The sequence below is a fragment of the Providencia alcalifaciens genome, assembly GCF_915403165.1.
In the GTDB taxonomy this organism is placed as follows: Bacteria; Pseudomonadota; Gammaproteobacteria; order Enterobacterales; family Enterobacteriaceae; genus Providencia; species Providencia alcalifaciens_C.
In genome coordinates this window covers 235,828-248,946 of the sequence record NZ_OU659204.1, presented here as the reverse complement: position 1 = coordinate 248,946, position 13,119 = coordinate 235,828, and the positions used below count along the sequence as shown (strand labels likewise).

Genomic DNA, 13,119 nt, shown 5'->3' with positions numbered 1-13,119 from the left:
AACTGCTATACATGGCAGCCATTTAATTTCATGTACTGAGTCTAATATTTTTAGCTAACGAGTAAGAAGGTAAAAAGTGGGTATTTCTGCAAGCCGAGAGAACATAATATTTAATAATACGAAACAAAAACTTTTAGCATGGGAACAGCAATTTAATACGGATGGCCCTGGCTTTACTTACATGGCAAAATTTGATCAGGGTAAATCTTATTCCGGTAGCCTTGGATTCGCTGATCTTGAAAAAAAAGAAGCACTAACAGTCGATACTATTTTTAATTTAGCTTCGGTATCGAAGCAATTCACTGCGTTTTCTATTCTACTATTAGAGCAAAATGGCAAGCTTTCTTTGAATGACCCAATTACGAAATATATCCCTGAGTTACCTGAATACACGAATGGAATTACGATCCAAGATTTGATTTATCACATCAGTGGAATGGTGGATTATATTGAACTGGCTCTAGATAAGGGTAGAGGTTATTTTGACGCACTGGGGCCAGAGGAGAGTTTGGCAGATTTAATTGCTTTTCCTAACCCCATTTACCCTATCGGAACACAATTTGATTATTGTAATACGGGGTATTTTTTACTCTCCATTATGATTGAGCGCATCAGTGGACAAAGTTATCGTGAATTTGCTCAACAATATATTTTTGAGCCCTTACAAATGAATAGCACCTTCATCGTGGATTCATATCCTGTACATACCGTGATTGCTCGAGGTTATCGCTCAAATCCTGAATGCGGCTATCAATTAAGCGAAAGTTTGTGGACCCAAACAGGGGATGGAGCCATTCATTCGAATGTCCTCGATTTAATGAAATGGGGTGAAAATTACACTACCGGTAAAGTTGGGGGCAAAACACTCATCACCAAGATGCTTCAAGCTCTGCCCCCTAAAAATATAGCGGGTGATGCCATTGAACACCACGAATCATATGCTTACGGCGTTATTATTTCACAACATTTCGGTATCACACATTTTGAGCATTCGGGTGGATGGGCTGGGTGTACCACCTATTTTTTGCGTATCCCTGATTTAGGCTTAACGGTTGCTGTTTTGGGAAATACTGAAGATTTAGACACGCAGAAAATGGCTTATGATATTACCGATATAATGTTGGCTCACTCTAAGGAACTTCATGACCACCATGATTAATAATGAAATCACTGGATACTGGCTGAAACAGAAAACCGCAGGTGAATGTTATTTAAATCAAAGTGACTTTGCTGTGTATATAGACCCTAATATGGATGAAGATTATTTAGCGATCGCGATTCAAGAAAAAAATAAATATTGGCTCTCATTACACCCGCAGTTATGCGAAAAACTCTCTATTCGCCCCGAATTAACCCGCGAAACTGTAAAATCACTGTGCAAAAACCTCGCCACTCAATGGCATGGAGCCGACCAGTTTTTTTATTTTAGCCAAGAGGCATTATCTAAATTACAGCAACAAAAAATTTCCAGTCATATTCGTGCATTAAATAGCAATGATGCAGCCGTATTTCAATCTTTCTGTGAAGCTTGCAGTGAAGAAGATTTAGATGGCGCTTCTGTAGAACTTAACCATTGGTTAATCTATGGTTTATTCTCAAATGAGCAGCTAGTAGCCGTTGCGAGTATGTATCCTTGGGATGATAGTCAGCTGTCCATCGCGGATTTAGGCGTTTTAACTTTGTCTGAACACCGAGGGAAAGGCTATGCTCGTGAGCTCGTATCAGCTATTTGCCAAATAGCTTGGGAAAAAGGATATCAGCCACAATATCGTTGTCAGCTAGACAATAAAGCATCCTTAATGCTGGCAAGCTCTTTGGATTTAATTCCATATATTCAATGGGATGTTATTGTTCGGCCAGATATAGAATAGAAATAATCCCGATTTTAATTATAAAATGCCCGATGACATTCATCGGGCATTTTATGTATGACAAAAGTCAACCGAGATCAGAGCTAGTCATGTACTCGATTAGATAGTGATTAACGTAGCCAGTTAGTTTTCACCAATTGCACCACTTCATCACCACGACCGCTCATAATTGCCTTCAGCATATATAAGCTAAAGCCTTTGGCTTCTTGAGCTTCAATTTCTGGAGGCATTGAAAGTTCTTGTTTCGCCGTCAAGACATCCACAACAACTGGACCATCATGGGCAAAAGCTTCTTTCAGCGCACCGTCTAGATCTTCACTTTTCTCAACGCGAATACCTTTGATGCCCGCCGCGTTGGCAATTGCCGCAAAGTTTGGATTTTGTAAATCAGTGCCCGCAGTCATGAAGCCTGCAACCTTCATTTCCATCGCCACAAAGCCCAGCACGCCGTTGTTATGAATGATAATTTTTACTGGTAATTTCATCTGTGACAGTGAAATAAAGTCACCCATCAACATACTGAAACCGCCATCGCCACACATTGCAACCACTTGGCGATTTTTATCAACCGCTTGCGCACCAATCGCTTGTGGCATTGCGTTTGCCATCGAACCGTGGTTGAACGAACCGATCAGGCGACGTTTACCGTTCATTTTTAAGTAACGCGCAGCCCACACCGTTGGTGTGCCTACATCGCAGGTAAAGATAGTGTCGTCGTTCGCCAGCTCGCTCAGCTTGGTGGCTAAATATTGTGGATGGATCAGCCCTTCATGACCCGGCTTAGCCAAATCATCCAGCCCTTTACGTGCCTCAGCATAGTGCTTCAGTGCGCCATCCAAATGTTTGCGATTCTGTTTCGCCGTTAAATGTGGCTGTAAAGCGGTCAATGTTGCTTTAATATCCCCGATAAGCCCCATATCAATATGGCAATGGGAGCCTAAGCTTCCGGCATTCAGGTCAATCTGAATAATTTTCGCATCCGTTGGATAGAACGGACGATACGGGAATTGGGTGCCTAGCAACACAACGGTATCCGCATTCATCATCGCGTGGTAGCCAGATGAAAAACCGATTAACCCCGTCATTCCCACGCTATTTGGGTTATCCCACTCAATATGCTCTTTACCACGCAGCGCATGTACCACTGGCGCATTCAAGGTTTCTGCCAGTTTCACCACTTCATCATGAGCGCCAGCACAACCATTACCACAGAACAATGTAATATTTTCTGACTGATTCAGTGCTTCTGCTAATTTTTCAATTTCAGAACGCTGAGGCATGATCAAAGGTGCTTGTGGCTGATACCACTCTTCTTTCGCCGATTCTGGTGCATCTTTCAGGGCGATATCACCCGGAATAACGACAACGGAAACGCCTTTATTCAGGATCGCTTTACGCATCGCAATACCCAGAACTTGTTGAATTTGCTCAGGGTTAGTCACCATTTCACAATAGTGACTACATTCACGGAACAGCTCTGTTGGGTGGGTTTCTTGGAAATAATTACTACCAATTTCACTCGATGGGATATGCGCAGCAATGGCTAATACAGGTACACGGTTACGATGGCAATCATACAATCCGTTGATTAAGTGCATGTTTCCAGGCCCACAAGAACCCGCGCACACCGCTAACTCACCCGTTAGTTGCGCTTCTGCGCCCGCGGCAAATGCAGCCACTTCTTCATGACGGGTACCTAACCACTCAATAGCCCCTTGTTTACGTAAACTATCCGTTAAACCGTTTAATGAGTCCCCAGTGACTCCCCAGATGCGCTTAACACCTGCGTTATCCAGTACTTTCGCAATATAGGATGCAATACTCTGTTTTTTCATAATGGCACTCTTTTTAAGTCGGATTAAATTCAATGTATTCTTGTTAACAATGACATATTTAACAAGCAGTGCTGGTTTTCAAATACGCTTAATAATATGTATTCGATTCTAACTAAATCGATTCCCCATTCCTACCAATGCAGTACATTCAAAAACAGAACAAGATATTCATCCGCGAATATCGAAAGAAGACAACAATATCAGGACAAATATAAAGTCACAAAAAGAGGGTATCGTTTCAATATGAAATGACCTCTGAATGTGGGAATTATTTTTCGTTATGCGCTCACTTTTCATACCCATCAATCGTTTTATAAACTGCCGAACAACAGACTCTGTAAATTTCAATGAAAACAAATAAATACCATTAGAAAATCACCGGAAAGTTTCAGTTAAAAAAGTATTAATATTTCCCTCGATTTTACAAATTACCATTTTTGCGGTATTATTATTCAATAAATGACAATTTAAAGGTGATATTTTTGATATATTTTCAGAACTTGGCATTAAATATTAAAGAGCAGCATTCTCAATCTACCCCAGCATTATTGATATAGCTATTTTACTGTAACTTCAAATAGCTTATTCGTTACTCTCCATTCAATTAGTTTAGATACTGCATTTAATTATCCATACTAATTTTCATTATTTGCAGATTGTCCGAGCAAATCGGATTGGGAAACCCACATCTTAAAATTCAAATAAGAGGATGGTTCCATGAAGATCAGAAAGAAAAAAGAAAAACCATTAAATATCAATGACATTACAATCATTGATGATGGGAAATTGAAAAAAGCAATCACAGCGGCTTCGCTGGGTAATGCGATGGAATGGTTTGATTTCGGTGTTTACGGCTTCTTAGCCTATGTACTGGGTCAAGTCTTCTTTCCGGGCGCATCACCGAGCGTTCAGATGATTGCGGCGTTGGCCACCTTCTCCGTGCCTTTCTTGGTTAGACCCCTTGGGGGCGTTGTCTTCGGTGTTCTCGGGGATAAATACGGCCGACAAAAAGTGTTGTCCATGACCATTATTATTATGGCAATCAGTACCTTCTGTATCGGTTTGATCCCATCATACGAGAGAATTGGTATTTGGGCACCTATCTTATTACTGCTTGCTAAACTGGCTCAAGGTTTCTCCGTTGGTGGTGAATATTCCGGTGCAGCTATCTTTGTTGCTGAGTATTCCCCAGACCGTAAACGGGGCTTTATGGGCAGTTGGTTAGATTTCGGTTCTATCGCAGGTTTTGTGATGGGTGCGGGTGTCGTCGTGCTGATTTCAAGCCTTGTGGGTGAAGCTAACTTCCACGATTGGGGATGGAGAATTCCGTTCTTCTTAGCCTTACCGCTAGGTATTATCGGTCTCTATTTACGTCATTCATTAGAAGAGACCCCTGCATTCCAGCAACATATTGAAAGCTTAGAGCAGCAAGACAAAGCCAATATCCAGAATCCACCGAAAGTCTCTTTCCGTGAAGTTGCATCTAAATATTGGAAAAGCTTGATGATTTGTGTCGGCTTAGTTATCGCCACTAACGTGACGTACTATATGCTGCTGACCTATATGCCGAGCTATTTGTCCCATAATTTGAACTACTCAACCGACCACGGTGTATTGATTATTATCGCCATTATGATTGGTATGCTGTTTGTTCAGCCAATCATTGGTTTAGCCAGTGACAAAATTGGTCGCCGACCTTTCGTGATCATGGGCAGCGTGGGGTTAATTGTGTTGGCTTACCCCGCATTTATGATGATTAATAGCGGCTCTGTTGGCTTAATTTTTGTCGGATTGTTGATTCTTGCGGTATTGCTCAACTGCTTTACAGGGGTGATGGCATCAATTTTACCCGCTATTTTCCCTACCCATATTCGTTATAGTGCATTAGCCATCGCCTTTAATATTTCGGTATTAATCGCGGGTGCAACACCAACAGCGGCGGCATGGTTAGTGGAAACCACTAATGACTTGTATATGCCTGCATATTATCTGATAGTCATTGCATTAATTGGTCTGTATACCGGTATTAAAATGCCAGAAACGGCTAATAAACCACTACGTGGTGCAACACCTGCGGCCTCAGATAAAGCGGAAGCAAAAGAAATTTTGAGCGAGCATTTTGACAATATCGAACAGAAAGTTGAAGATATCGAACAACAAATTGCTGAGCTGGAAAAACAGCGTCAATCGCTGATAAATCAGCATCCAAAATTAGATTAATCCTTAAAAAACAGCGAGGAAAGCGATGTCGGCTTGTCAGTTAGTTTGGTTTCGTAACGATCTACGAGTCACCGATAACAAAGCGCTTACCTTTGCTTGTGAGGATCCTACTGCCACTGTCATTGGCGTCTATATTGCGACGCCAGAACAGTGGGTAACTCACAACGTATCACCACGACAAATTGCCTTTTTGCATCAAAACCTAGTGGCGCTACAACACGCTTTAGCGAAACGGGGCATTCCCCTCATTTGCCATACCACGGCGACCTTTGCGGATTCCGTTAAATGGTTGCTGGATTTTGCCCAACAGCAAAATGCCACAGGGTTATATTTCAATCACCAGTACGAGTTAAATGAGCGCTTGCGGGATGAACAGTTACGCCAGCAGGTGCAACATCTGAATATTTTCACCTATGATGATGCGCTATTACTTCCGCCAGGTTCAGTGACGACGCAAAAAGGGGATATGTACCAAGTCTATACCCCGTTTCGCCGCGCCTTTTTGAGCCAATTGATGATGAGTGATTTTCGCTCATTTCCTGCCCCCAAACCACGGGGAACCGCATTAGCCGTTGAAAATACACATCCACTTTTTGCTCACCAATCCGTTGAAATTTCACCGCAATTTATTGCCGGAGAACAAGTTGCATTAGCGAAGTTACGGCAGTTTTGCAGCGAGCGCGTACAAGATTACCAACGCGTCCGAGATATCCCCGCCATTGATGGTACTAGCCAATTATCCCCCTATTTAGCCCTTGGGGTGCTTTCGCCTCGCCAATGTGTGAATCGCTTATTGGCAGAGAACCCGCAAGTTTTTGACTCACAAGAAAGTGGCGGTTTTAGCTGGCTGAATGAATTAATTTGGCGAGAATTTTACAGTCATCTATTGGTCGCTTTTCCACGCCTTTGTCGTCACCAACCGTTTATTGAATGGACGCAGCATATTCAATGGAACCCTGATGAAACAGCCTTAACCGCATGGGAAAATGGGCAAACGGGCTACCCGATAGTGGATGCTGCCATGCGCCAACTCAATCAAACGGGCTGGATGCATAACCGGCTACGGATGATTGTAGCGAGTTTTTTAGTCAAAGATTTGCTGGTCGATTGGCGCAGAGGGGAACACTACTTTATGAACCAGTTAATCGATGGCACTTTGGCGGCGAATAATGGCGGCTGGCAATGGTCGGCTTCAACGGGCGTAGATGCTTCGCCGTGGTTCCGTATTTTTAACCCAACCACTCAGGGGAAAAAATTCGACCCACAGGGGACGTTTATCCGCGAGTGGCTTCCCGAACTTCGCGATGTTCCCGAGAAATTTATTCACGAACCGCATACATGGGCTGAATCTCACCAAGTCTCTCTGAACTATCCAACTCCCATCATCGACCATAAGCAGGCACGGCTGATGACGCTGGAGGTATTTGAGGCAGGAAAGCGGAATAGTATGACCATACGATAATGATGTTAATTTAAATATAATCAGATACTTATCTTTGGCTTCCTTCACCTACGTCAATAACTCCTCACCTGCAGATTTCATCACCGATATAAACCTTTCTGATAATAAAAGGCTTATATCGCTCATTCCGAAAAATAACTCAGAGTTACTATAATTAAAGCAATAATATTCAATATTATCAATGTGATATAAGTTGTATTTTTAACGCAATAATCTTTTTTTCCCTTAAAAATATCGATAAAATACCACCAAAACGCTTATTACGTTGTTTTGGGGTTGATGATCCATATTCCGTGATAGCTATTCTGAATCCCCGTCAGCGACTGTCTGGACGGAAATGCTGACGAGATGTGGCTAATCCTCCTCAATACAAAAACAATTTCTCCGTTGTGCCACCATGATAAGCACAGCGGAACGCTATTTTTTGTTGTTCTATTTTGGAGGAAATAGTGAGTACGTTAAGAAAAAGCCATATCGCCCTAGCCTTAAGCTTGGCTCTGAGTGGTTACGCTAATGCAACACAAGCACCCATCATCGATATCGTGGATCTCGGTGGGCTGCAAACGGGTAGTATCTATACATCCGTCACCTATGGAATATCCACAGATGGTAAAACCATCGTTGGGCAAGCTAATAATGAAAACGGAAATCAGCATGCTTTTATCTGGCGTGATGGTAAAGGCATGGTCTCATTAGGCACACTGGCAGCAGATGATGAGGGATTTTCATCTGCCCATAGTGTGTCAGCGGATGGTAAAGTGGTCGTTGGTCATGCCACCTCTGACTTCAGTCACCAGCAAGCTTTTATTTGGCGTGAAGGGCAAGGAATGATCGGATTAGGTACCCTGATGGCGAACAACAGCGGCACATCATCGGCCATTGGCGTATCAGCCGATGGCACAACTGTGGTTGGTAATGCCTCTATCAATGATAATCGTCAAGTTAATGCTTTTATCTGGCGTGAAAATACGGGTATGACTGGACTGGGCACACTGGTAACGGGTGACCAAGGCTATTCATCTGCTAAGGCGGTATCTGCAGACGGTACAGTCGTAGTTGGCGTTTCTGACACTGACAACGGTAAGCAAAATGCCTTTATTTGGCGCGAAGATAAAGGAATGACCTCATTAGGTACCCTAGAAGATAATAACCAAGGATTTTCATCCGCCCATGCTGTGTCCGCAGACGGTAAAGTTATCGTCGGCCAAGCCAACACAAACCATGGTGAGCAAAATGCGTTTATCTGGCGTGATGGTGAAGGAATGACCGGACTAGGTACCCTAGCAAGCAATAACAGCGGTGACTCTTATGCCAAAGGGGTATCAGCGGATGGTAAGGTCGTGGTCGGTAGCGCTAGCACCGACAGCGGCATGCACAATGCCTTTATCTGGCGTGAAGACGATAATGCCATGACGGGGTTAGGCACCCTCACCAGTAATAATAGCGGCTCTTCTTACGCTCATGGCGTCTCTGCAGATGGTACCGTCGTAGTGGGTTCATCTATGACTGACAGCGGAAGAGAACACGCCACCGTTTGGAAAATCAAAGATCCGTCCTCCATCACTATTGTTGATGCAACTAACTCAAGTAAAGCGATGAGCGATACCGGTCGCCGTGGTTTTAAAGTGTTAGACCTGTATCAAAGTAGTTTAAACAGCTTAAGCCAAAGCCGCTGCCAGTTGGGTGAGAGCGACTACTGCGTCGGTGTATTCACTCAGTATGATTCTGTCAGCAGTAATCACCGCACTGCGGCGGGGTTATTCGGAGCATTACGCTTGCCAGCTGAAAACTGGATTGTTGGGGGAGCGATGAACTTTGCGACGAGCACTGACCTAATAGATAACTACGATACCCGCGGTAGCAATCAACCGGGCGTAGGAATGTTTATCCGGTATCAGCAAAACCGCAATAATACAGGGTTTAATGCAGAATTATCCGGTGCATTCTTACAGCAAGGTTTAACTATTACCCGTGACCAGTTAGTAAACACTGAAGCGGGGCAAGGTGACTCTCGTATTAAAGGTTACCAAGCGAACCTGAGTGCACGATACGGTTTTGATGTTACTCCGAGCACTTTAGTGAGCCCAGAAGTGGTATTAACGCATCATAAAGTAACCCGTGACGGCTACACCGAAACACGCCATGCCGAATTTGCAGGAACTTATGAGAAAATGGGCAATACCCGTACAGACCTGCAAGTGGGTGTGAATACAGTTCACCAGCTGAATAATACCATTCAGTTAGACGGAAATATTGGAGCAAACGTAAAACTGCACAGTGAGCGAGATGCGTTTGTTGGCTATATTCCGTATATCGGTGCCTATGCTTATGACGCGGGTGATGAGCGAACTGTCCGTCCGTTTGTGTCCGCTGGCATTAATGTTAATGTCACCAAAAACTCAACGGTACGCGCAAACGTCGGTTGGCAACAAACTGACTACCAGCATGATGCTGCCAATGTAGGTTTGAGCTATTCATATCACTGGTAATCGCTGATTACTTTATTCATAGAAAAACCGGCCCATCAAGGCCGGTTTTTCTATTACATTCCCCCAAATTGATCACGGTTTAAAACTATTTACTGGGTATGATAGTTAAACAACAATAGGAGGCAATAATGCAGGTGATTTTACAGGTTGATTTCCCATACCAAGGCCCATGGGGTGAAGAGATGGCGGCGGCAATGGAAGGATTAGCACAATCCATTAACCAAGAACCGGGGTTTATTTGGAAGATTTGGACTGAAAACCAACAAACCCAACGGGCGGGCGGCATTTATTTATTTGCTAACCAAGCCGATGCACAAGCGTATCTCGAAATGCACAGTGCGCGACTCAAATCCTTTGGTGTACCTGAAGTGAGCGGGCAAATTTTTAGTGTAAATACCGCACTCAGCCAGCTTAACCAAGCTCAATTTATTCAAAAATAGTTTTAATGGAGAGGGCATTTTTGCCTTCTCTTATCCTGTTAAAATTTACTCAGTGAAATCCAATTCATCGACATCCACAGATTGATGAATAACGCGAGAAATTTTATACATTTAAATCCTTTTCCGCTCTGGCAAAAATGTCATCCATACTGCTTTCACTCTCAGGTGAATTCAGTCCATCCAATACCATTTTTCTCACATATTCAAGCCGTTGTTCTCTCTCTTCCATCATGCGCAATGCGTCCCTTATCACTTCTGATGTATTGCCATAACGGCCAGACTGGATCATATCGCCAATAAAACGGTTGAAGTGCTCCCCCAATGTCACACTTGTTACTCTCGCCATAAACTCACCTACCATCGAATTGTATTACTCAGTCATACAACTATAGCAATGAATTTCTATTGCTTCCAGCCAGCGAAAACTGAGAGGGCATTTTCCCTCTCGCCCTCTAACACTACATCAAAAATCCCCGTGGCGACGCTCCACCAGCGTTAAAATACTGTACAGCGCCACGATATCATTGTGCTGATTAAACACTTGGACATCCCACTCGATAACCCCATTTGGCTTATCTTCGGCTTTTTTCTGGGCTTTTTTGATTTTTTTCTTGCACGTTAAGCGCACTTGGATGGTATCGCCAATTTTTACTGGCTCGATAAACCTTAAGTTTTCCATCCCATAGTTAGCAATAACAGGCCCGACTCCCGCATCCACAAACAGCCCTGCTGCTGCCGATACCACAAAATAACCGTGGGCGATGCGCTCACCAAACATGGATTGCTCAGCGCCGAGTTTATCCACATGCACATAGAAATTATCCCCGCTGAGACAGGCAAAATTCACAATATCTGCTTCAGTCACCGTGCGCCTCGCGGTCAGTAACGTATCGCCAATCACTAACTCTTCGAAATATTTACGGAACGGGTGCACCACATCGGCAATAGCCTCAGCGCCGCGCATCCACTGTTTACTAATCGCAGTCAACATGGATGGGCTGCCTTGAAGTGCCGTGCGCTGCATATAATGTTTTACGGCTCGCAAGCCGCCCAGCTCTTCACCGCCCCCAGCACGCCCCGGTCCACCATGTACCAACATTGGCAAAGGTGAACCGTGCCCTGTGGACTCTTTCGATGCCGCTTCATCCAGAATAAACATCCGCCCATGCGCCCGAGCTGTTGCGCGGATCACCGTCTGCGCCACTTGGCTATCGGCGGTCACCAGCGAGCCAACTAAACTTCCGCCCCCCAGCGCCGCCAATTGCACCGCTTGCTCTAGCCCGTCATAGCTCATTAATGTCGCCACGGGACCAAACGCTTCGGTTTCATGTACCGCTTGATGCTCAAATGGCTCGGCACAGTACAGCAATGTCGGCGGGAAAAATGCCCCTTTTTCGCTATCGCCACCCACCACCTGCATATTGGTAAAACTACCACCGCACAGACGTTCACAGCCATTGGCGAGCAGATAATTCACTTTGTCCTGCACGTCTTGGCGCTGTTCAAGGTTAATCAATGCGCCCATTCGAACCCCTTCCGCGGCTGGGTCGCCCACCATGACATTCGAGATGCGTTTTAGTAGGGCATTTTTCACATTTTCCAACTGAGTTTTAGGGACGATAATCCGGCGGATTGCAGTACATTTTTGCCCTGCCTTCGTCGTCATTTCATTAACCACTTCTTTGATAAACAGCGCAAATTCAGGTTGTTCAGGCTGAACGTCTGAACCTAAAATGGCGCAGTTCAATGAGTCTGCTTCCATGGTAAAAGGCACGGATTTTTGATTGATACGCGGGTGAGATTTGAGTTTTTGTCCGGTTCCTGCTGAGCCTGTAAAGGTCACCACATCTTCGAAATCTAAGTGGTCGAACATATCCCCAACACCGCCACAAATTAATTGAATCGCCCCTTCGGGAACTAACCCGCTCTCCATCATCAACTTCACCATTGCGTGAGTCAGTTGCGCAGATGCGGTGGCGGGTTTGATGATGGCAGGCATCCCCGCAAGCCACGTTGGCGCTAGTTTTTCTAGCATGCCCCAGCACGGAAAGTTGAACGCATTGATATGCAAAGCCACGCCACGGCGAGACGTTAAAATATGGCGGGCCACAAACTGCCCCTGTTTTGATAGCGGGATCATCTCGTCTTCTGACCACACGGTATCATCCGGCAGCTCACGGCTTGCCAGCCCCGCATAGGAAAATAGGGTGCCGATTCCCCCTTCGATATCTACCCAACTGTCTGATTTAGTGCCGCCTGTCTGGGCAGAAATGGCATATAACGCCTCTTTATGGGCAAGCAAATATCTCGCAACCGCTTTGAGCATCTCTCCACGCTGTTGAAACGTTAATTTCCCTAGCGCATTACCACCTACATCACGCCCATACTGCAAGCTTTGCGCTAACGGCAGTCCTTCAGAGGTCACGGCATAGAGTGCTTCATTGGTTAGCGCATGAAAAATCGGACGACCTTCCCCTGCTCCCGTTGCCCACTTCCCCATAATGTAACTTGTTAAATATTGCATGTTCCATCTCCAGAAAAACGACAATAAACCAGCTTTAGATGTTAAATATGTATCACATAAACAATCATAGATGCCAATCAAAATTTAACAAACAAAACACAAACAGGGTTGATTTGAGTATTTAAGGCAAGAACCATACAAAAAATGATGTTTTTATCATATTGATTTTTATCATAATAATTTAATTACTTGTGAAGTGAATCGCAAAAACCCTACAAACAGCATTGATCTTATTGTTAACTATTCCTAGCATTAATGTTAAATAAATGTGTTCCATG

Annotated in this window: 9 protein-coding genes; 6 read left to right on the top strand and 3 right to left on the bottom strand. The window is 44.2% G+C overall.

The window, feature by feature from the left end:
* Positions 1 to 76 precede the first annotated feature (76 nt).
* The gene (locus tag LDO73_RS01065; protein WP_224059813.1) at positions 77 to 1,159 is read left to right on the top strand and encodes a serine hydrolase domain-containing protein; all 1,083 of its coding nucleotides are present in this window, start codon (positions 77 to 79) and stop codon (positions 1,157 to 1,159) included.
* Complete coding sequence (locus tag LDO73_RS01060) at positions 1,143 to 1,871, top strand: GNAT family N-acetyltransferase (RefSeq protein ID WP_224059812.1); 729 nt, start codon at positions 1,143 to 1,145, stop codon at positions 1,869 to 1,871. The genes LDO73_RS01065 and LDO73_RS01060 overlap by 17 nt, the downstream gene beginning before the upstream one ends.
* A 110-nt stretch (positions 1,872 to 1,981) precedes the next feature.
* Here LDO73_RS01060 and poxB read toward each other — a convergent pair whose 3' ends face one another.
* The gene (gene poxB / locus LDO73_RS01055; protein WP_224059811.1) at positions 1,982 to 3,706 is read right to left on the bottom strand and encodes a ubiquinone-dependent pyruvate dehydrogenase; all 1,725 of its coding nucleotides are present in this window, start codon (positions 3,704 to 3,706) and stop codon (positions 1,982 to 1,984) included.
* A gap of 717 nt (positions 3,707 to 4,423) precedes the next feature.
* On the opposite strand from poxB, the gene proP reads away from it, so the two are divergent.
* The 4 genes from proP to LDO73_RS01035 all read left to right on the top strand — a co-directional run bounded on the left by proP (position 4,424) and on the right by LDO73_RS01035 (position 10,317).
* Positions 4,424 to 5,926, top strand: a complete 1,503-nt coding sequence (gene proP / locus LDO73_RS01050) for a glycine betaine/L-proline transporter ProP (protein WP_224059810.1) — start codon at positions 4,424 to 4,426, stop codon at positions 5,924 to 5,926.
* Between the two features lie 25 nt (positions 5,927 to 5,951).
* A complete protein-coding gene (gene phrB / locus LDO73_RS01045; protein ID WP_224059809.1) occupies positions 5,952 to 7,388 on the top strand; it encodes a deoxyribodipyrimidine photo-lyase in 1,437 nt (478 codons plus the stop codon).
* Between the two features lie 449 nt (positions 7,389 to 7,837).
* Positions 7,838 to 9,877 (top strand): autotransporter domain-containing protein, encoded by a 2,040-nt coding sequence (locus LDO73_RS01040; protein ID WP_224059808.1) that lies wholly within the window; start codon positions 7,838 to 7,840, stop codon positions 9,875 to 9,877.
* 128 nt (positions 9,878 to 10,005) lie between these two features.
* Positions 10,006 to 10,317: a monooxygenase gene (locus tag LDO73_RS01035; protein WP_154602233.1), complete on the top strand. Its 312-nt coding sequence runs from the start codon at positions 10,006 to 10,008 to the stop codon at positions 10,315 to 10,317.
* Between the two features lie 103 nt (positions 10,318 to 10,420).
* Here the strand turns inward: LDO73_RS01035 and LDO73_RS01030 are convergent, their stop codons facing one another.
* Positions 10,421 to 10,663, bottom strand: coding sequence for a type II toxin-antitoxin system ParD family antitoxin (locus tag LDO73_RS01030; protein ID WP_006663118.1), 243 nt, complete (start codon positions 10,661 to 10,663; stop codon positions 10,421 to 10,423).
* Between the two features lie 117 nt (positions 10,664 to 10,780).
* A complete protein-coding gene (gene paaZ / locus LDO73_RS01025; RefSeq protein ID WP_224059807.1) occupies positions 10,781 to 12,841 on the bottom strand; it encodes a phenylacetic acid degradation bifunctional protein PaaZ in 2,061 nt (686 codons plus the stop codon).
* Positions 12,842 to 13,119 lie beyond the last annotated feature (278 nt).